This is a genomic window from Streptomyces sp. NBC_00009 (assembly GCF_045040855.1).
GTDB lineage: Bacteria > Actinomycetota > Actinomycetes > Streptomycetales > Streptomycetaceae > Streptomyces > Streptomyces aureus.
Map to the genome: position 1 here is coordinate 3,675,618 of NZ_CP108312.1, position 20,736 is coordinate 3,696,353.

The 20,736-nt window shown below is 71.5% G+C and carries 15 protein-coding genes; 8 read left to right on the top strand and 7 right to left on the bottom strand.

The features are described from left to right. The first annotated feature begins 72 nt into the window (after positions 1-72). Together OHA58_RS16530 and fxsT are read left to right on the top strand one after the other, a co-directional pair. Positions 73-1,188: an AAA family ATPase gene (locus OHA58_RS16530; protein ID WP_405479486.1), complete on the top strand. Its 1,116-nt coding sequence runs from the start codon at positions 73-75 to the stop codon at positions 1,186-1,188. Then, on the top strand, positions 1,185-5,435 hold the full coding sequence (fxsT, locus tag OHA58_RS16535) for an FxSxx-COOH system tetratricopeptide repeat protein (protein WP_405479487.1): 4,251 nt from the start codon (positions 1,185-1,187) through the stop codon (positions 5,433-5,435). Before OHA58_RS16530 ends, fxsT begins: the two co-directional genes overlap by 4 nt. Here fxsT and OHA58_RS16540 read toward each other — a convergent pair. Further along, on the bottom strand, positions 5,350-7,305 hold the full coding sequence (locus OHA58_RS16540) for an HEXXH motif domain-containing protein (RefSeq protein WP_405479488.1): 1,956 nt from the start codon (positions 7,303-7,305) through the stop codon (positions 5,350-5,352). The two genes, fxsT and OHA58_RS16540, sit on opposite strands and share 86 nt — an antisense overlap. Then, positions 7,299-7,508 (bottom strand): hypothetical protein, encoded by a 210-nt coding sequence (locus OHA58_RS16545; RefSeq protein ID WP_405479489.1) that lies wholly within the window; start codon positions 7,506-7,508, stop codon positions 7,299-7,301. Before OHA58_RS16545 ends, OHA58_RS16540 begins: the two co-directional genes overlap by 7 nt. 472 nt (positions 7,509-7,980) lie before the next feature. Between OHA58_RS16545 and OHA58_RS16550 the strand changes: the two genes are divergently transcribed. After that, positions 7,981-9,195: a hypothetical protein gene (locus tag OHA58_RS16550; RefSeq protein ID WP_405479491.1), complete on the top strand. Its 1,215-nt coding sequence runs from the start codon at positions 7,981-7,983 to the stop codon at positions 9,193-9,195. 16 nt (positions 9,196-9,211) lie between these two features. On the opposite strand, the gene OHA58_RS16555 is transcribed toward OHA58_RS16550, so the two are convergent. Further along, positions 9,212-9,751, bottom strand: a complete 540-nt coding sequence (locus OHA58_RS16555) for a YbjN domain-containing protein (protein WP_405479493.1) — start codon at positions 9,749-9,751, stop codon at positions 9,212-9,214. Positions 9,752-9,945: 194 nt separating this feature from the next. Next, positions 9,946-12,561: an ATP-dependent chaperone ClpB gene (clpB, locus tag OHA58_RS16560; protein WP_405479494.1), complete on the bottom strand. Its 2,616-nt coding sequence runs from the start codon at positions 12,559-12,561 to the stop codon at positions 9,946-9,948. A 141-nt stretch (positions 12,562-12,702) separates the two neighbouring features. Here clpB and OHA58_RS16565 point away from each other — a divergent pair, with 141 nt between their 5' ends. Beyond that, a complete protein-coding gene (locus tag OHA58_RS16565) occupies positions 12,703-13,143 on the top strand; it encodes a pyridoxamine 5'-phosphate oxidase family protein (RefSeq protein ID WP_405479496.1) in 441 nt (146 codons plus the stop codon). A 117-nt stretch (positions 13,144-13,260) separates the two neighbouring features. Here OHA58_RS16565 and OHA58_RS16570 read toward each other — a convergent pair whose 3' ends face one another. Together OHA58_RS16570 and OHA58_RS16575 are read right to left on the bottom strand one after the other, a co-directional pair. Further along, on the bottom strand, positions 13,261-13,605 hold the full coding sequence (locus OHA58_RS16570; protein WP_405479497.1) for a hypothetical protein: 345 nt from the start codon (positions 13,603-13,605) through the stop codon (positions 13,261-13,263). Then, positions 13,602-13,793 (bottom strand): hypothetical protein, encoded by a 192-nt coding sequence (locus OHA58_RS16575; protein ID WP_405479499.1) that lies wholly within the window; start codon positions 13,791-13,793, stop codon positions 13,602-13,604. Before OHA58_RS16575 ends, OHA58_RS16570 begins: the two co-directional genes overlap by 4 nt. A gap of 168 nt (positions 13,794-13,961) precedes the next feature. Here OHA58_RS16575 and OHA58_RS16580 point away from each other — a divergent pair, with 168 nt between their 5' ends. The 4 genes from OHA58_RS16580 to OHA58_RS16595 all read left to right on the top strand — a co-directional run bounded on the left by OHA58_RS16580 (position 13,962) and on the right by OHA58_RS16595 (position 19,384). Then, positions 13,962-14,921: a helix-turn-helix transcriptional regulator gene (locus tag OHA58_RS16580; RefSeq protein ID WP_405479500.1), complete on the top strand. Its 960-nt coding sequence runs from the start codon at positions 13,962-13,964 to the stop codon at positions 14,919-14,921. 23 nt (positions 14,922-14,944) lie between these two features. Next, entirely contained in the window at positions 14,945-15,973 is a 1,029-nt protein-coding gene (locus OHA58_RS16585) for a LuxR C-terminal-related transcriptional regulator (protein ID WP_405479502.1), read from the top strand. A gap of 107 nt (positions 15,974-16,080) precedes the next feature. Then, on the top strand, positions 16,081-17,547 hold the full coding sequence (locus tag OHA58_RS16590; protein WP_405479503.1) for a hypothetical protein: 1,467 nt from the start codon (positions 16,081-16,083) through the stop codon (positions 17,545-17,547). Positions 17,548-17,668: 121 nt separating this feature from the next. Further along, positions 17,669-19,384, top strand: a complete 1,716-nt coding sequence (locus OHA58_RS16595; protein ID WP_405479504.1) for a hypothetical protein — start codon at positions 17,669-17,671, stop codon at positions 19,382-19,384. On the opposite strand, the gene OHA58_RS16600 is transcribed toward OHA58_RS16595, so the two are convergent. Next, the gene (locus OHA58_RS16600; protein WP_405479505.1) at positions 19,344-20,471 is read right to left on the bottom strand and encodes a sugar ABC transporter substrate-binding protein; all 1,128 of its coding nucleotides are present in this window, start codon (positions 20,469-20,471) and stop codon (positions 19,344-19,346) included. The genes OHA58_RS16595 and OHA58_RS16600 overlap by 41 nt on opposite strands. Positions 20,472-20,736 lie beyond the last annotated feature (265 nt).

Genomic DNA, 20,736 nt, shown 5'->3' on the forward strand with positions numbered 1-20,736 from the left:
TTCGGGCTACGGCGGTTGGGGAGTACGGACGTGCACCGACCGGGCACGAACCAGGGTGAGGGGGAACGGTCGATGGCCGACAGGGATCCGCACGTTCCGGCACAGACCGACGGCGCCGCGGCCGACCCCGGCGCATGGCGCATCTACCGAGGCACGGCGAGGCCCCGCGGCAAGGAGCCCGTGTCCCGCGAGTTACCCCCGCCCCCGCCCTGGCGCCGCTTCACCGGCGCACCCCTGATCTCCGATCCGCCCCCGGGCGACGAGGACGAGTTCACCCGCCGCCTCGGCCCGCCGGACGGCCCCGTCGCCCGCAAGGCGTCCGAGCAGGAACTCGATCTCGTCAATGCCGCACTGTTCCTGCGCAGGCCGCTGATCGTCGCGGGCCCTCCTGGCATCGGGAAGTCGAGCCTCGCCCACTGCATCAGCCGTGAGCTCTCCCTCGGCCGCGTCCTGCGCTGGTCGATCACCAGCCGCAGCACCCTCAAAGACGGCCTCTACGCCTACGACGCCATCGGCAGAGTGCAGGAAGCGGCCACCCGCGGCGCCCTGCGCGGCTCCGAACCCGGCGCCGCCGGCGATCCGGCACCCGACCCGGACGGCCTGAACAACCTGGGCGACTACGTCCAACTGGGCCCGCTGGGAACGGCGCTGCTGCCCCGCAAGACCCCGCGCGTCCTGCTCGTCGACGAGTTCGACAAGTCCGACACGGACCTCGCGGGCGACCTGCTGAGCGTCTTCGAAGAGGGCGAGTTCCGCATCCCCGAGCTGGCCCGCGTGCGCTCCAGGCTCCCCGACGCCGAGGTGCACACGGACGACCCGGACGGCACGGCGGTCATCCACCACGGAGCGGTGCGCTGCGCCGCGTTCCCCGTCGTCGTGATCACGAGCAACGGCGAGCGCACACTGCCGCCCGCGCTGCTGCGGCGCTGCCTCTACCTCGATCTCCCCGCGCCCGACGCGGGCCAGCTCGCGGCCATGCTGGCGGCGCAGCTCTCGCAGGACGACGAGGGGCGCACGGCGATGATCCGCGACTTCCTCAGCCACGCGAGGACCGGCGGCTCGCTCGCCGCGGACCAGCTCCTCAACTCGGAGTTCCTGCGCACCACGCCCGCGGGCCCCGACGGGGGGTCCATGAGCACGCTGTTGCACGCGCTGTGGCGACGGCTCGACGAGGTCGGCACTGGATGAACCGGTCGCCCTCCCACGGCGGCGTGGCGGGTGACGGTATCGGGCCGGGTGCCGCATCGCTGGCCGAGGCGTCCCCACAGCCGCACTGGTACGAGGCGGGCGAGGTCCTGTGGCTCGCCGCGCAGCGCTGGCTGCGGCTGAAGGACGCCCAGCGCGGCAGGCCACGGCCGGTCCCGCCGGTCGAGCTGCCCGAAGCGCCCGAGGCGGACCGCCCGCGCCCCGAGGACCTGGACGCCCCCGTGCCGGCGCTCACGGAGGAACCCGTGGAGCAGCCCGCACCCCTGACCGGGCCGCCGGCCCCGGAACCGGATCCCGGCGGCCATGTGGACTCGCTCCTCATGAGCCTCGGGAACGGCTTCGCGCTCGACCGCTCGCGGGAGATCGAGAAGGCGCTGAATCCGCTGAAGCGGCGCATCGCCTCCCGGGGCCAGGTCTTCCTGAACGAGGAGGCCACCGCCGAGCTGCACGCCGAGACCGGCATGTGGCTGCCCCAGCTGGAGCCGGGCCAGGAGCGCTGGCTGACCGTGACGCTCCTGGTGGACTCGGGCGACTCGATGCGGCTGTGGTCGCACACCGCGCAGCGCCTCGCCGAGACCCTGCACTGCTCGGGCGCCTTCCGTGACGTACGGACCGTGCGCTGGCAGGAGGACGGCTCCGGCGGCGAGGTCGCCGGCGGCACCGACGGCCGGCATCTGGTCCTCGTCCTCACCGATCTGCACGCCGACCACTGGGGCGACGGCAGCGCCCGGCGCAGGCTCGCCCGGTGGGCCCGCACGATGCCCGTCGCGATCGTCCATGTGCTGCCCGAGCACGTCTGGGCGAGGGCGGGCACGCAGACCAGCAGCCTCCTGCTGACCAGCCCGCGCCCCGCGTCCCCCAACAGCACCTGGACCGCCGAGCCCGTGGGCCTGGTCATGCCCACCGCCGACCTCTCGGAGGCCGACGCAGGCGACGGGGTCCGGCTGCCCGTGGTGACGCTCACCCCCGAAGGGATCGGCGGCCTCGCCCGCTTCCTCGCGCACGACAGCAGGGGCGGCTACACCGTGCGCGTCCTGGACCGGACGCCCGGCGACGAGAGCGCCGTCGTACGCAGGCCCGCCGCCACGCTGCCCGCCGACGTCCAGGTCAAGACCGTACGGGCCCAGCTCTCCCCCACCGCCTACCACCTGGCCCGCCTCTCCGCGGCCGTCCCGCTCAACCTCGACGTGCTGCGCCTGCTCCAGGAGGGGCTGATCCCCGGGGCGCGGAACTGGCACGTGGCGGAGCTGCTCCTGAGCGGGCTGCTGCGGCGCACGGAGGCCGAGCCGGGCGGGACCGCCGGGCCGGGTGTCGAGCTCGAATTCGGCGACGGCGTACGGCGGGAGCTGCTCTCGGACGGGACGCGCGGCGAGACGGCCCGCGCGCTGATGCTCGCCTTGGACCATTTGGCGGTCGCCGTTCCGGCGTACGGGGAAGGCGTCGCCCTTCTGCGCGAGCCGGATCGCGCGCGGAGTGTCTCCATGGAAGGTTTACGGCCATGGATTTCGTCTATTCTGCCCGCTTTCGCGGCCATGGCCGGACCACATGCCACCGCCGCCAGAGAGCTTGAGGCACGCCTCGACGAACCTCCACCTCCGGTGGCCACAACCTCCGGAGAACCCAGTCAGTCAGGCGGTGGGGCCGAGCCCACCGCCCCGCCGGGCACCGGCAACGAAGAAAGGGTCGAAGAAGTGAGCGGCTTGCAGTCCACCCAGGCCGGGTCAAGGGGTGACGCGCTGCAGAAGCCGCCCCCCGTCTGGGGCAACGTCCCTCCCCGAAACCGTGCCTTCACCGGCCGCGTCCAGCTCCTGGACGACCTGCACCGCAGGCTCCAGGAAGGAACCACGGCGGTGCTCCCCGAGGCGCTCCAGGGCATGGGCGGCGTCGGGAAGTCCCAGCTCGCGGTCGAGTACGTGTACCGGCATCTGCACGAGTACCAGATCGTGTGGTGGATCCCCGCCGAACAGCCGCAGCAGATCCGGCAGTTCCTCGTCCAGCTGGCCAACCGACTCGGTCTGAACGTCGGCAGCGGCGAGGCGAACACAGCGGTGCCGGCCGTCATCGAGGCCCTGCGCGTCGGCGAGCCGTTCAAGAACTGGCTCCTCATCTTCGACAACGCGGAAGACCCGGATTCCGTGCGGGAGTTCTTCCCGACCAACGGTCCCGGCCGCATCCTCGTCACCTCACGGAACTCCCAGTGGGCCTCGTCGGCCCGTCCCCTGGAGATCGACGTGTTCACCCGCCCGGAAAGCCGTTCGTTGCTCCAACTGAGGGCCCCGAACCTCGACGACGCGACCGCGGACCGGCTCGCCGAGACCCTGGGCGACCTGCCGCTCGGCATCGAGCAGGCCGCCGTGTGGCTGGCCGAGACGGGCATGCCGGCCGACGAGTACCTGCGCATGTTCGAGCAGCAGGCCAACGAGCTGATGCTCAGCGACCCGCCGGTGGACTATCCGCTGTCCGTCGCCGCCGCCTGGAACGTCTCCCTCGACCGGCTGCGCAAGAACCATCCCGCAGCCCTCCAACTCCTGCAGGTATGTGCCTTCTTCGCGCCCGAGCCGATCTCCCGGCGCCTGCTCACCGGCGTCCGCGACGCCCCCGTACCCCCCGAGCTCAACGCGGCACTGAGTGACCCGATCCGGCTCGGCCGCGCCATCCGCGAGATCAACCGGTACGCCCTGGCGCGCATCAACCACAACACCAACACCATCCAGCTGCACCGACTGGTCCAGCGCGTCCTCATCACCCAGATGGCGGAGCCGCTGAAGTCACAGATGCGCGGCGGCGCCCACCGGCTGCTCGCCAAGTACGACCCCGACGAGCCCACGGCGTCCCACCAGTGGAAGCAGTACGGCGACCTGCTGCCGCACGTCCTCAACAGCAGGGCCGTCGAGTCGAAGGACCCCTGGGTACGTCAACTCGTCCTGAACGAGATCCAGTACATGTACTCCTGGGGCGACCACCAGGGATCCCTGGACCTGGCCAGGGAGACGTACACCACCTGGCGCGCGGCCGACGGGGACACCGCGGAGCACGTACTCAACGCGGCCAGGCTCTACACGAGCGCGCTGCGCATCCTGGGCCGCTACGCGGAGGCGTACGAGCTCGACCAGCGCACCCTGGCCGGCATGACCGAGGTCCTCGGTCCCGAGCACGAGTCGACGATCGACATCACCTGCATGGTCGCCTGGGACCTGCGGCTGCGCGGCGACTTCCAGGGCGCGCTCGAACTCGACAAGCAGGCCTACGACACCTGCGTGCGACTCTTCGGGCCCAATGACCCGACCACCCTCCTCAGCGCCCACCGGCACGCGCTGAACCTGCGGTGCATCGGGCACTTCCGGGAAGCCCTCGCGCTCGACCGCGTGACGCACCGGCGCAAGGCCGAGGAACTCGGCGAGAACGCGGGGTCTACGCTGTCGACCATGGCGTCCGTGGCGCTCGACCTCCAGGAGGGCGGCGAGTACCTGGCGGCCCGCGACCAGATGCGGGACGTCACGGAGCGCTTCCGCAGCACCGTCGGCGACACCCACCCGAACACGGCGTCCGCGTCCCGGATCCAGTCGGTCACCGAGCGGCACGCCGGTGACCACGAGGTGGCCCTCGACCTCTCCGGCCGGGCCCTCACGATGTTCCGCACCCGCTACGGCAACATGTACCCGCAGACGGTGAACGCACTGGTCTCGCACGCACTCGACGTAGCGAACACCGGCGACCTCGACCGGGCGCTCGAACTCGGGCAGCAGGGGTACGAGGGATTCGAGGCGCTGCTCGGCGCGCGGCATCCACACACCGTCGCGGCGCGCATCAACCACGCGATCTGCCTGCGCCTGGCAGGGCGGACCGAGGAGGCCCGCGCGAGCAACGTGGCCTCGCGGGAGCAGCTGACCGAGCTGCTCGGCGAAGGGCACCCCAACACCCTGGCCTGCACCTCGAATCTCGTCGCCGACCTGTACGAGCTGGGCGAGGTGCAGGCGTCGACGGAGCTCGCCACGAAGTCGCTCGGCCAGTGCCGCACCCTCCTCGGCGAGGACCACCCCTTCACCCTCGCCACCGCCCTCAATCTCTCGCTCGGGCTGCGGCAGCTACGGCGTGCCGACGAGGCGGACGAGCTGTACGCCAACACGGCCGAGCGCTACCGGTTCACGCTCGGCGAGGACCATCCGGTGACAGTGGCCGCCGCGGACGGCAGGACGGCGAACTGCGACATCGACCCCCTGATGCTCTGACCTCGCCGGTGAGTCCGGGCAGGCGGGCGGTCCAGTGGGCCAGGTCCAGGGGGTCGGGCAGCCGCCCGTCCCGGGTCCGGGCGTCGAGGGCCAGGGCCCGTACCAGCTCCGGGCGGTGCAGCAGGGCGGTGGCGGGGGTGTGCTCGCCCGCTGCCGCGAGGGCCAGGCCGAGGCCGACCCAGGCCGCGCGGGTCCCGGGGGCCGCGGTGAGGACCGCGCGGTAGCGCTCCACCGCCCGTGCCGCGTTCGCCGGGCCGCCGAGAAGCAGGCACATGTCCGCTTCCAGGAGATCCGGGGCCCGTTCCACGCCGGACAGGCGCGCGCGGGTGTCCGGGGCGAAGGTGCCGCCGTCGGCGAGGAGCGTCCGCCGTAGTTCGCACCGGAGTTCCGGCGGGCGGGGCGGGCGGTCGGCGCGCATCCGGGACGGCGGGGCGGTCGCCTCGTCGCCCGGTCCGCCGTCGAGCCGGAGCTCGGTGAGCCGCCGCGTCGCGGCCGGGTCCGGTACGAGGTTGTGGCTGCACCACGTGGCCCGCAGGTCGGCCAGTTCGTCCAGGGCCGGGGCGAGGGCGCCCGCCGGCACCTGCTCGTCGGCACATGGAGCGGTCTGGCGCGCCATCCCGTCGACGAAGCGGCGGCCCCACGGGGTGAGTCCGGGCTGGTCTTCCAGCGTGCGCAGGGCGATGGCCACCGCGTCGCGCCACACGGCGAACTCGAAGTGCGCGAGGTCCGCGCGGGGGCCGGTGAGGGCGTGCCGTTCGGTGCGCCAGAAGTCGGCGACGCCCGTGAACGCGTACGTGCCGTGCAGCAGGCCCCACGGCGGGCGCGGGTCAGTGCGCCAGGGCGCGTAGAGCAGCGTGTCCTGCCGTGGTGTGCGCGCCTCCCGGTCGACGAGCTGGATCTGGTGGCTGAGGGCGTTGAGCACGGAGTGCCGTGACTCGTGGACGAGGGTGACCGCGAAGTCGACGGCGTCGCGCGGCACGGAGACGAGGACGCTGCCGAACGCCTCGGCGTACGAGGCACTGGAGGTGCGGAAGCGGGGCATGCCCGGCAGCGGTACGAGCGAGTTCAGGACGTGCGGTACCGCGCGGGCCGCGTCCGGGTGCCGGGCCCTGAGCAGGTGCGCCGCGTCGTGCAGATGCCGCTGCCAGGTGTCCGACTCGGCGTCGGTGAGCGGGGCCGGGGGCGGCCAGGGGGACCGGAAGTCGCGGTAGGGGTCGGCGTCGTCGAGCAGGACGCCGGGTCCCGGCTCGCGCGGGGTCCAGCTCAGCAGGCGCGCGGGGTGCCAGCCGGGGGCGGGCAGGTGCGGGGCGGCGGGCAGTTCGACGGCGTGCGGGCCGAGCGTGACGCGGGCTGTGCCGCGCCCGTCCGTCTCCAGGGTGGCGACGTCGTGGTCGCCGGGGGCGTCGTCCAGTACGGCGTGCCCCACCGTCGGCAGGATCACCCTGCCCGCGCGGGCGGGTACGCGGACGCGCGCGGGAAGTCCCGCCCGCAGCGCGGCCGCCGCGGCGAGCGCGTGCGCGTAGCCGGCCTCCCGCCACAGCGGGGGTTCGCCGGGGCCGGGCTCGACACCCTTGCGCAGCCGCCCGAGCAGGCGGACCGCCCAGACCCCGACGGGCGGGTGTCCGAGCACGCTCGCCACGGCTTGTGGCCGGTGGGCCTCCGCACGGGCCAGCAGGTCGAAGGCGTGCGCCAGCGGGGGCAGCGGTCCCGCGCCCTCGCCCGCCTCGCGCTCGGCGGCGGCCAGGGCCCGCAGCATGAGCATGCGGCGGCTGCGTTCGGCCGCCGCGATACGGGTCCCGGTGGGCGCGGTGATGCGCCCGGTCGCGATGTCCTCGAGGTCGGCGACCGGCACGTGGTGCCGGGTCAGCACGGCAAGGAGGGTACGTCGGGCCGGGCGGTGGGGGCCGGGGTGCGGGGTCCCGGCGGCCCGTGTTCGTGGCGCGGGCAAACGGAGGGCCGTGCCGTCGTGCGGACTCCGTCCCCGTTGCCCACGACCTGCCCGACGGCGTCCTCGGTCAGATGCTCGAGCAGCGCGTCCTGTGCCTCCGACACCAACGGGTCCCTCAGTGCCATGGCCTCCTGGAGGCCCCAACGGCTGAGATCGACAAGTCCGGTCTCGATGTCAGTCGTAGAAGTCCTCACGTCAAACTTCCCCCTGTCGGCTCCCGCTCGCGGCCCCGCGGCGCAGACCCACCTCCTTCCCATAGTGGCCCGTGGTCAGCCGTGCCGAAAGGGGTTCCGGTGGCCATCAAGGCTTGAATTGTTCGATTCATGGCCGGGGGAGGCGGCATCCGGTGCCGCGGAACGCCGTTGACCGGATTCTCAACTGGCGTGTCCCGTGGGGCAATTGATGCGTTCCGAAGATACGCGTCCCCGGCTCGGCCACGGAGACGGTTCCTCTCGTCGCCGGGGCACGGTTTCTGACGGTCCGACATGGACTTCCCGGCGCCCGTTGTCACGCAGCCGCGCCGACCGCCCCCCATTCGCACCCGAGCGGACCCTCCCGGCTCGCGCACCCCGCGAGGTGCCCGCAGTGTGCGGAGATGTGACCCAGCAGCAACTCGGCCCGGCCCCCGCCACCGTCCCCGTCGCGGAGCCCGGCGCCGGACCACGTTCCCGCCCGGCCCGGCTCAGGGCTGCCGCCCCCCTGCTCACCGCACTCGGCCTGTTCGCCGCGGTCCGGCTCACCGGTGTCGTCGCGATGACGGTCGCCGCCTCGCTGACCGGAAAGCGTTCCGGCGCCGCCCTGCTCGGCCGGTCCTGGGACTCGCTCTGGTACCTCAGGATCGCCGCGGACGGCTACGGCCGCTCCATCCCCTACAAACCGGGCATCATCTTCAACGACCTCGCGTTCTTCCCGCTCTACCCCGGCCTGGTCCGCGCGGTGCGGACCGTGCTCCCGCTCAGCGGCGGCGTCACGGGGATGCTCATCGCCTGGACCGCGTCCCTGGCCGCGGCGGCCGGGATCTACGCGATCGGGGTGCGCCTGCACTCCCGGCCGGTCGCCGTCTTCCTGGTCCTGCTGTGGGGGCTGCTGCCGCACTCCGTGATCCTCACGATGGCGTACACCGAGCCGCTGCTCACCGCCTTCGCCGCCTGGTCCCTGTACGCGGTCCTGACCGGCCGGTGGATCTGGGCGGGCACGCTCGCCTCGCTGGCCGGGGTGTCCCGCCCCAACGGCTTCGCGGTCGCCGCCGCGGTCCTCGTCACGGCGGCGTACGAGGTGATCCACAAGCGCGGCAGAAACGTTTCCCACAGGCTGTGGACAGGCGCCGCGATCGCCCCGCTCGGCTGGACCGGCTACGTCCTGTGGGTCGGCGTCCAAAGAGGCGATCCGCTCGGCGGCTACTTCGGCGTGCAGCGGGACTGGGGCTCGCGCTTCGACTACGGCGTCGGCGCGCTGAGCGTCGTACGGCATCTGCTGCTCAAGGGCGACCGCTTCGTCTTCCCCGTGACGCTCGTGATCGTCGCCGCCGCGGTGCTGCTGTTCGCGCTGCTCGTCGCCGAGCGGGCGGCCCCGCTGCCGCTCATCGTCTACAGCGGCGTACTCCTGCTCATCGCGCTCGGCGGCGCGGGCTTCTTCCCGTCCAAGCCGCGCTTCCTGCTGCCCGCGTTCCCGCTGCTGCTGCCGCTGGCCCTCGCGCTGGCGCGAACGGCGAAAGCCCGGCCGCGCAGCGCCCTTCTGGTGATGGGCGCCCTGGCCGGGCTCTCACTTTCGTACGGGACGTATCTGGTCGCGTTCGCGCACAGGCCCCTGTGATCAGTTACTGACGTGCCTACTCGTCGTCGGACGGCTTCTCGTCGTCGGCGGCGGAGTCCACGGCCTGCTCCAGGCCGAGCTGCTCGACCAGCCAGCGGTCGAACTCGATGGCGGCGCGCACCCAGCTGACCGTCGACGACACGAAGTGCTCCAGGCTGACACCCGTGCCGATGAGCATCTGCGCCTCACCGATGAGGCGGACCGTGCCGTCGTCGTGGGTGTGGCTGTAGACCTTGGGCCACAGGGTGCGGCGGTTCCAGTCGTCGATGGTCTCCAGGAGCGCCGGCTTGGTCTCGAGGTCATGCGGGCGGTCGTAGAACGTCCGCACCGAGAAGACCTGCTGGTCGTCCTCGCCGCGGAACATGAAGTACGTGCGGAACTCCTCCCACGGAGCCGCGAGGTCACCCTCTTCGTCGGTGACGTACTTGAGCTCCATCTGCTCCAGGAGCTGCTTGACGAGGTCCTGATCGGGGACGACGGGGCCCGCCGGTCCTGAGCCCTGCGGCTGCTCGGGCTGTCCCCCGAAGTTCGGAATCGAGGACGGGTCGATGCTCACGTGCTTGGTCCCTTCGTACGGATTCCGCCATCCTCCCCCATGCCGGGTGGGAAGTGACAACCCCCAACCGGTTGGATCGGACCGAGTTCCTGCCCCGGCGTGACCGGATCACCCCCACAGAGCAACGGCCCTGCCGCTCGTCCTCCCGAGCGGCAGGGCCCCGACCCGGTCCGGCACCGGCGTCCGCCTCGCGGTTACAGCGTCTTTCCGGTGGCCGGGCCCACGCTCAGGCCGTCCCCGGAGGTATCCACGCGGACCGTGTCGCCGTCGGTGACCCCGCCGGAGAGGATCTCCTTCGCGAGCCGGTCGCCGATCGCGGTCTGCACGAGGCGGCGCAGCGGCCGCGCGCCGTACGCGGGGTCGTTGCCCTCGTCGGCGAGCCAGGCCAGGGCCGCGTCGGAGACGTCCAAAGTGAGCCGCCGCTCGGCGAGCCGCTTCGCGAGCCTGCCGATCTGCAGCTTCGCGATCCGCTCCAGCTCCGCCTTGTTCAGCGCGGAGAAGACGACGATGTCGTCGAGCCGGTTGAGGAACTCGGGCTTGAACGACGCCCGTACGACCTCCAGGACCTGCTGCTTCTTCTGCTCCTCACTCGCCGCCGGCTCCACCAGGCTGTGTCCGCTCAAGAACTGACTGCCGAGGTTCGAGGTGAGTACGAGGATCGTGTTGCGGAAGTCGACCGTGCGGCCCTGGCCGTCCGTGAGGCGGCCGTCGTCGAGCACCTGGAGCAGGACGTCGAAGACCTCCGGGTGCGCCTTCTCGACCTCGTCGAGCAGGACGACGCTGTACGGGCGCCTGCGCACCGCCTCGGTGAGCTGACCGCCCTCCTCGTACCCGACGTAGCCGGGAGGGGCGCCGACGAGACGCGCCACGGAGTGCTTCTCGCCGTACTCGCTCATGTCGATGCGGATCATGGCCCGCTCGTCGTCGAACAGGAAGTCGGCGAGCGCCTTGGCCAGTTCGGTCTTGCCGACGCCGGTCGGGCCGAGGAACAGGAAGGAACCGGTCGGCCGGTCGGGGTCGGCGATCCCGGCGCGGGTGCGGCGCACGGCGTCGGACACCGCCCGTACGGCCTCGGTCTGCCCGATCAGGCGCTTGCCGAGCTCGTCCTCCATGCGCAGCAGCTTCTGCGTCTCGCCCTCCAGGAGCCGCCCGGCCGGGATGCCGGTCCAGGCCGCCACCACGTCCGCGATGTCGTCCGGGCCGACCTCGTCCTTGACCATCGTGTCGGCCTTGGACGCCTCCTCCTCTTCCTCCGTGGCGGCCTCCAAGTCCCTTTCCAGGGTGGGGATCTCGCCGTAGAGGAGCTTGGAGGCGGTGTCGAAGTCGCCGTCGCGCTGGGCGCGCTCGGCCTGGCCGCGCAGCTCGTCGAGCTTCTCCTTCAGCTCACCGACGCGGTTGAGGGACTGCTTCTCCTTCTCCCAGCGGACGGTGAGGCCGCGCAGCTCCTCCTCCTTGTCGGCGAGGTCGCGCCGCAGCTTCTCCAGGCGCTGCTTGCTGGCCGGATCCGTCTCCTTGGAGAGGGCCAGCTCCTCCATCTTCAGCCGGTCGACGGCGCGCTGGAGCTCGTCGATCTCGACGGGCGACGAGTCGATCTCCATGCGCAGCCGGGACGCGGCCTCGTCCACGAGGTCGATGGCCTTGTCCGGCAGGAAGCGGGAGGTGATGTACCGGTCGGAGAGCGACGCGGCGGCGACGAGCGCGCTGTCGGCGATCTGGACCTTGTGGTGAGCCTCGTACCGGCCCTTGAGCCCGCGCAGGATCGCGATCGAGTCCTCGACCGTCGGCTCGGCGACCAGCACCTGCTGGAAGCGGCGCTCCAGGGCCGGGTCCTTCTCGATCCGCTCGCGGTACTCGTCGAGCGTGGTCGCGCCGACCATGCGCAGCTCGCCGCGCGCGAGCATCGGCTTCAGCATGTTGCCCGCGTCCATGGACGAGTCGCCGCCTGCGCCGGCCCCCACGACCGTGTGCAGCTCGTCGATGAAGGTGATGACCTGCCCGTCGCTCTCCTTGATCTCGGAGAGGACGGTCTTGAGGCGCTCCTCGAACTCGCCGCGGTACTTCGCGCCGGCGACCATCGCGCTCAGGTCCAGCGAGACGAGCCGCTTGTCCTTGAGCGACTCCGGCACGTCCCCCTTCACGATGCGCTGGGCGAGCCCCTCGACGACGGCGGTCTTGCCGACGCCGGGCTCACCGATCAGGACGGGGTTGTTCTTCGTACGGCGGGACAGCACCTGCACCACACGCCGGATCTCCTGATCGCGCCCGATGACGGGGTCGAGCTTGCCCTCGCGTGCGGCGGCGGTGAAATCGGTGCCGAACTTCTCCAGGGCCTTGTACTGGCCCTCGGGGTCGGGTGTGGTCACCCGGCGCCCTCCCCTGCTCTTCTCGAAGGCGGCGAGCAGCTTCTTGGCGCTCGCCCCCTGTTCCGTCAGTACGTCGGCGACAGTGCCGCCCTTCGCGGCGATGCCGATGAGCAGATGCTCGGTGGAGAGGTACTCGTCCCCGAGCTCCTTGGCGCGCTGCGCCGCGTCGGCGATGACCGCCAGCAGGTCCCGGTTGGGTCCGGGCGGCGCGACGGTCGAGCCGGTCACGCTGGGCAGCGCGCCGAGGACGCGCTCAGCCCCGGACCGCACGGCGGCCTGATCGGCCTCGACGGCCGTCAGCAGGTCCGTGATGTTCTCGTTCTCCTGGCCCTCGAGAAGCGCCAGGAGCAAATGCGCGGGAGTCAGATCCGCGTGCCCTCCGGACACGGCCCGACTGGTGGCCGCGTTGATCGCGTCCCGGCTCCGGTTCGTCAGCTCGGCGTCCACGTGCGCACTCTCCTCCTTGCGTCTGCCTCTCCAGCACACTGACCCTGTCAGCATACACAAAGTTGAGTCGATTCGACTCAAGGGTGCGGGCCGGGTACCCCCCGGCGGGATATGTCCTGGAACGGGGATATCTTCCGGAGCATGGCCAAGCGGAACGACCCCCTGAACCCCGACCCGACCTTCCTCGGCTTCTGGCGGGAACGGCACCTGTGCACGCTGACGACCCTGCGCCCCGACGGCACCCCGCACGTGGTGCCGGTCGGCGTCACGTACGACCCCGAGGCGGGTCTCGCGCGGGTGATCGCGAACAAGTCGAGCGCGAAGGTGTCGCACGTGCTCGCGGGGTCGGGAACGGGATCGGGAACGGAGGCGGGCGGGGCCCGGGTCGCGGTCTGCCAGGTCGACGGCCGGCGCTGGGCGACCCTTGAGGGGCTCGCGGTGGTCCGCACGGAGCCGGACCGCGTCGCGGAGGCGGTACGCCGGTACGCGGAGCGCTACGAGCGCGTGCCCGCGCCGAACCCGGACCGGGTCGCCATCGAGATCACGCTGACGCGGGCGACGGGCAACGGGTCTCCGTCGTGACAGCCGCACAAACGTGACAGCCGCACAAAGCTGCAGCGGCGCCACCGTGTTCAGGTCCACGGTGGCGCCGCTGCGGGGGGAAGCACCTGCGCGATCTACAACGACGGGGGAATCGCGTCAGGCACTGCGGGGGGTGGCTGAGGCAGTACGCGGAACTTCTGGTCCCGCCTCCCGATCCAGCTGGTGGTCACGCTGGTCGAGGTTGACGAAGACCATTCCGTATCTGATGGCACACCGCACGGGCTGCGGGGCGCCCCGAGGGCGGCGGAGACACCGGTAGGCCCGGATCTCCTCGTCGTCGAACTCGTCCCGCACGACGACGATCGGCTCACCGAACAGGGTGACCATCAACGAATCGCCGCGATGAGGAATCGCCGTGGCGAGGTCGATGAAATGCCACCCGGACCGGTAGGCGGTCGCCATCTCACGGCGGAATGTTCTGTCGTCGGGGGGAGTGCTCATACCGGGGCGCCCATCGCCTTGCTGCCCCAGTGCAGGTCCGGCGGGGCTATCGCCTGGACGCTGACGCTGGACGTACTGTCCACGGCAGGCGCGCCGCCCCAGTGCAGGTCCAGGGCACTCACCGCACTCAGCAGCATCCCGGCGGAGAAGGCAACGGCAAGAGCCGAGCGAATCAGTGTCTTGCGCATAGTGGGCCTCTTCCTCACTTCCATGGCTAACTCCCCCGGCAAGAATGACGATGGCTCATTCAGCCACTCAAACACCACAGGGTCGATGCATCATGTTCCTGCACGTTCAGGACCCTGGGGGGTGGAGCAATGACAATCAACAGCCCATATCGGGCACATTCTCACGCCATGACTGAACTGTGTGACGATGGCAGACGGCTCTACAGCAGCGCATTGCGCTCAGGGCGCATCGCCCGTGACGAGGTCGAGGCCGCTCCCTGCCTGATGGAGTTCGCACTTCTCCACCCAGACCCGGACGACGCCGACTGGCTCAGGCCGGTTCCGCCGACGGCCGCACTCACCCGGCGTCTTCAGCCCCTCGAGCGCGAAATCCAGGAGCGCCGGACCCTCGCAGTCGAACTGACCGAAGTTTTTGAGCCATTCATGGCCATCAGCGCGCAGAGCCGGCCGACCACCCACTCGGTCACGGTCCTGGAGGGTTTCGCGCGGATCAACGGGGCGATAGAACTCGCCACCTCCGAGTGCCAGTCGGAGATCCTCACGGTGCAGCCCGGCGGCGGCCGCAGCGAACACGCCCTGACCGAGGCGCTCAAGCTCGGCCGTGGCGTCCTGGAGCGCGGCATCACCATGCGCACCCTCTACCAGCACACCGCGCGGCACAGCCAGGGAACTCTCGCCTACGCGGAGGTCATGGCGGAGGGCAACGTGGAGATACGTACGCTCGAAGAACTCATCGAGCGACTGATGATCTTCGACAGGACCGTCGCCTTCATCCCCGCCCACGACGACCGCCAGGGAAACCAGCAGGTCGCCCTGGAGCTGAGGCACCCGAGCCTCGTCGACTACCTCGCCAAGGTCTTCGAGCAACTCTGGATGCGCGCGGTTCCCATCCTCGAGGACGCGGCTCCCTACGCTCCCCCGATCGACGGCATCACCGGCGTCCAACGCTCCATCGCGCGGCTCCTCATCGAAGGCCACGTCGACGAGGCCATAGCCAGACGTCTCGGGATGAACGTGCGAACCTGCCGGGCCCACATAGCAAAGATCGCGGCCGCGCTCGGCAGCGGAAGCCGCGCGCAACTCGGCTTTCTGATAGCGCAGTCGGGAATCCTCGACCAGGATCGCTGAATGTCGACCGAGGAGAGCCACACGTGACCGCCGAGGCCCACACTCACGGAGCCGAGGAGTTGTGCGCCGCCGGTACGGCGCTCTACTCCCGGGCCCTGCGCGAGGGCCGCGTGAAGGACGAGGACGCCGCGGCCGTGCCGTGTCTCCTCGACTTCGGGCTGCTGCGCGCGGATCCGGACGACGGACAGTGGCTGTGCCCCGTATCCCCCGCGCTGGTGCTGCCCGGTCTGCTGAGCAGGATCGAGGACGAGATCGCGCACCAGCGCCGCCGCGAGTCGAAACTCGCGGACACGTTCGGCCCGCTCATGGACCTCGACGCCCAGCGCGCGGCCGTACACAGCACCCCCATGCTCTCGGTCCTCATGGGGTTCCAGCGGATCAACAACGCCATCACCGACGCCATGGCCGCCTCCTCGCAGGAGCTGCTGACCGTCCAGCCGGGCCAGCGCCCGCCCACCCTGCTGGCCTCGGTCCTCTCCCAGGAGCAGGAACTCCTCTCCCGTGGCTGCCGGATGCGCACGCTGTACCAGCACACAGCGCGTCACTCCACCGCCGCCGTCGCCCACTACGAGCAACTACGCGGCGACGTGGCGGTCCGCACCCTCGACGAGGTCACCGAGCGTCTCGTCCTGCTCGACCGGACCGTCGCGTTCATCCCGGCCAACACGGACCGCACCGTGGCCCTGGAGATCCGCCACCCCGCCCTCATCTCCTACCTCGTGACGACGTTCGAGCGCCTGTGGCGGCTGGCCACGCCCATGTTCCCCGTCGCCGCGCACCGGCCCCCGGCGAAGGACGGCGTCACCTCCCGACAGCGCACGATCGCCGCGCTCCTCATCGAGGGACACACGGACGCCGTCATCGCGGAACGCCTCGGCATGAACATCCGCACGGTCCGCGTGCACATCGCCAAGCTCGCCAGCACGCTCGGCAGCGACAGCCGCGCCCAACTGGGCTATCTCATCGGCCAGTCCGGGATGCTGGAACGAGAACCGGAACAGGGACCGGAACAGGGACCGGAACCGGAACCGGGACCGGGCGAGAGTCACTGACCTCCCCGGAAGGCCGCCACGCCCGAAACGATCTCCGTACAACCAACTCCCGCCCCTGCACGTCCAACTCCCGTCCCCGCACCTCACCCCAGGGAGAGACGCTCACCATGCAGGCAGCTCAGGCCACCCGTGCACCGCAGGCCTCTCAGGAACCGTTCGCCGGTCGCAGACGGCGGCGGCACGCCTCGCTCGCCCTCGTCGCGGGTGCCGTCCTCGCGCTCGGTTCCGTCGCTCCCGCGAGCGCCGACGAGCAGGAGACGGACGCGCTCTGGATCGCGGCGCCGTACGACCTCGTCCTGCCGACCGCCGACGCGCAGGGCAACGCGGTCGGCAACACCGTCGACGTGAAGCTCGGCCACGACAACACGCACAACACCATCACCGGCGGCAAGCTCACCGTCGACGCGACCGAGCTCGCGAACGTGGCCGACGTGACCTGGCCCTCGGACTGCGTCCCGGCCGCCGACGCGCTCACGGCGACCTGCGACTTCGGTTCGCTGAACACCGGCCCGTACGAGACCGTCGCCGAGATCGGCCTGCGCGCCAAGGCCGGGGCCCCCGCGGACGCCACCGGCACGCTGCACCTCACCGCCGACGCGGACAGCTCGTTCGGCCCGCTCACCGGCTACCCCGCCGACACGCAGATCAGCCTGGGCGACGGCCCCGACCTCGGCGTGAACCAGCTCCCGTACCGCACCGACGTCCAGCCCGGCACGGACCTCGCGCAGCCGATCCGGCTGACGAACCACGGCAACCGGACCGCCGACCGCACCCTCCTGACCCTCTTCGCCTCGCACGGCCTGGACCTCGCGCAGCGCTTCGGCAACTGCACCTACCTGGACGCCGACGCCACGACCAACCAGAGCGGCACCACCGCCGTCTGCGTGCTCGACAAGCCCGTCGAGCCGGGGCAGGAGTACGACCTGTCGGCGGCCGGCGCGGTCCGCGCGACGGACGCGGCGCTGTACGAGCGGTTCGACTACTCCGTGGACCCGTACTCGGACGAGGCGTACCAGCAGGCGATCTCCGGGCGGCCGTTCGTGCAGGGCACGGGGGCCGACCTGGTCCCCGCCGCCGTGCCCGCCGCGCGCACCCTGAGCGCCGCGGCCGAGCCCGACCTGAACACCGGTGACAACTACCGCTCCACGCAGATCACGGCCACGAACAAGGCCGACCTCGTCACCCTCGCGAGCGACATCACGTCCGCCGCGCCCGGCGACACCGTCACGGCCCGCGTCGGCGTGAAGAACAACGGCCCGGCGTGGGTGGCCTCGCTCGGCGCGGGCGCCTCCGTCGCCACCCTCGACGTCCGCCTCCCGGAGGGCACGACCGTCACCGCCGCGCCCGCCGGCTGCGACCAGGCAGGACCGAACCGCTACACGTGCCGGACCCCGATCCTGCTGTGGGAGAAGGCCCGTTCCACGTTCGACTTCACCCTGCGCGTCGACAGCGTCGTGCCGGGCGGCGCGAAGGGTTCGGTCGCGACACTGAACGACGACCCGGAGCTGCGCATCTCGGCGTTCGACCCCCAACTGGCCAACAACACGGCCGAGTTCACGCTCTCGGGCAGCTAGGGCCTGTCCGAATCCCCGCCCGAATGCCCGCCCCCGCCGACCGGCCTCATGGCCCCGGCGGGGGCGGCGCTCGACACTGTTCCCTCTCTGTCCGCCCGGCCTCCCGATAGGCGTTCACCACGTGTCCACCGTGCGACGCTCCACCCCGTTGAGCCGCGCCCTCGCGTCCGCCGCGGTCCTGTCCGCGGTCGCCGCCGTCGGCTGCGCCGTACTGCGCCACGGCGCGCCCCGGCCCCGCTGGGACGTCCTCGGCTGCGCCCTCGCGGCCCTGGCGCTCGCCGCCGCCTGGCGCACGGCGGCCCGCCTCGCGCCGCCGTGCGCCACGGATCCGGCCGGCGTCCCCGCGCCGCCCGCGCGCTTCGCCCGGCCCGTGCTCGGCTGGGTCCCGGCGCTCGCGGTCCCCGCGATGCTGCTGCTCCCGTGGGCGGCCGTCGTGTTCATGAAGGTGCCGGGCGGTGCGGAACACGGGGAGCAGGTCGCGGCGATCCAGCGGGCCGGGGCGGCGTACGCGAGCGGCTTCGTCGTGGACCTGGAGGACCCGGACTACTCGGAGAGCGGCGAGAGCGCCGAGTGGTACGCGGACACGGAGAAGGCCGATCCCTCCGCCCGGTTCGTGGTGGAGTTCCAGCCTCCCGGGCGGGACGACTACGTCCAGGCCCCGGCCTCGGTCGTCGCGCCCGGCCGTCATGTGACGGACCGGGACTTCCTCGCGCTCCTCTACGCGCCGGACCGCACCGACCTCGGCTTCTATGCCCTCGACCTGACCCCCGACAACATGAAGGACCTCAAGGGCCTCGTCGCACACGGCGGCCTCGACGACTGGATTCCCCCAAGGACGGCCCAGCAGGCGGTCGTGGTGCTGCCGGTGGTGTTCGTCCTGATCCTGGTCCTGGTGCCCCGGCGGCTCGACGCTCAGGAGCGGCGCCTCGAACAGGACGCCGCGCGCGGGACGGTACGGGCCCTGCGGGTGCGCGTCGGCGCACCGGTGTGGGACGGCGGCCCCCGCGTCGAGCTCCACACGGAGGACGGCGCCACCCTGGCGCTGCTGCCGCGCCGGCGCTGTCCGGCCACGCCCGCCGCGCACCAGTGGACCCACCGGTCACTCCTGCGCACGGCCCGCGCGTTCCGCGACCAGGAGGGGTGGCTGTGCCTGCCCGTGGACGTGGAGCCGGGCGAGACGCCTCAGAAGAAACAGGCGCTTCAGAAGCCGCCGGTGAGTACGGCCCTCCCCGCCGCCCTCGTCACCGACACCGGCCACACCATCTGGGGCAGCACCCCACGCCTGGGCGACACCGGCTCCGGCACACGCCTGGTCGCCACCGACGCCGCCCGCCGCGCCCTGCCCGCCGCCTGGCACGCGCCCTCCGACCGCACGCTGTTCCGGACGTCGCTGCTGCTCGCGGCGGTCGGCGTCGCCGCGAGCGCGCCGCAGCTCGTGGGCTACCCGGACCCCTGGCTCGCCTGCGCGCTCAGCGTCGTCGCGATGCTCGCCCTGTTCGCGTTCCTGACGGCCCACGTGCGGGTGGACCGCGCCGCGTGGGTGCGGCGCTCACCGGTCGTGCTCCCGGCGCGCGAGGTCATCGTGCTGCTGTCCCTCATGCTGAACCAGTTCACCAGGGTGATCGACCCGGACACGGTCCAGGAGGGGGTCGCGGTCATCGTGGCGTACGGCGTACTCGCCGTGGCCCTGCTGGGCGCCGCCGCCCGCAACCGCAAGGCCGCCGCGAAACCCGCACCCGTACCGGCATCCGTACCCCCACCCGCATCCACCCCGGGTCCCAGCCCCGACCCCGGACCTACCTCAGGCCGATCCGAGCACAGTCCGCCGCGAACTTAGCCGTGCAGATGTCCCCGACCTTGTAGATCCCGTCCTTGACCACGGTCGACTTGATGCTGCTCTGCGTCATCGGGACGACCTGCACGAGGAGCGAGGGCACGTCCGGCGTGGTCGGGCTGTCGACGCGGTCCTTGGTGAGGGCGTTGAACTCAATGTCGCGCTGCTGCGCGATGAGGACGGCCATCTGCGCGGCGGTGGAGGCCTCTTCGGGGTACGGCTTGTACACGGTCATGTACTGGTCGCCGGACACGATGCGCTGCACGGCGGCGAGTTCGGCGTCCTGGCCGGTGACCGGCGGGAGGTGGGTCACGCCGGCTGCCTTGAGGGCGGTGATGATGCCGCCCGCCATGCCGTCGTTGGCGGAGTAGACACCGGCGATGTTCTGCGCGCCGACGGCCTGGATGGCGGCCGCCATGTTGGCCCGGGCGTTCTCCGGCTTCCAGTCCTTGGTGTCGTACGACTTCGAGATCGTCACCTGCTCCTTGAGCTCGGCCAGGGCGCCCTCCTTGTAGAGCGCGGCGTTCGGGTCGGTGACCGAGCCGTTCATCATGACGATCCGGCTGTTCTTGGAGGCCTTGCTGCCCAGCGCCTTGAGGAGCGCCATGCCCTGCACATGGCCGACCTGGTCGCTGTCGAACGACACATAGCCGTCGACGGGGCCCTCGGCGAGGCGGTCGTAGGCGATGACGGGGATGCCCGCGTCCTTGGCCTTCTTGACCGATCCCGCGATGGACTTGGAGTCGACCGCGTCGAGGATCAGTACGTCGACCCGGTCGGCGATCATCTGGTCGACCTGTCTCTCCTGGCGCTTCGCGTTCTGTTCCGCGTTGGCGTAGACGACTCTGCCCTTGCCGCTGGTCAGGTCCTCGACTTCCTTCTTGATGTGCGGATAGTCGAACTTCTCGTAGCGCGCGGTCTCCTTCTCCGGCAGGAGCACGCCTATCTTCAGGTCCTGGTTCTGCCGGGCGGACGCCTTGCCCGCCGAGTCGTTCGACGGCTCGATCCAGCTGCTGCCGCACCCGGTGAGCGAGAGGGCCATGGCGGACGCCGCGCCGACAAGGGCGGCGCGCTTCGTACGCGGATTCACTTTCTGTACCTCCCTGACGTGACCGCGTCGCTGCGGCCGAGGTGGCTGGAAGCCAACTCGCCCGGACACGCAGCGTCAAGAGGTGAATCCCGAACGAGACGGAATCGGGTCCATGCCTTCCGGAGGTGAATCCAGGCGTACCCGAGGTAACCCCAGTAGCCGCACCAGCCCCGGCCCGTGCACCCCTGCCGTCGCCGCCCACCCGGTGAGCAAACTCACGATTCGGCCACGCCTCCGCCACGTCTCCTTCGCCGGGCCTTCACCG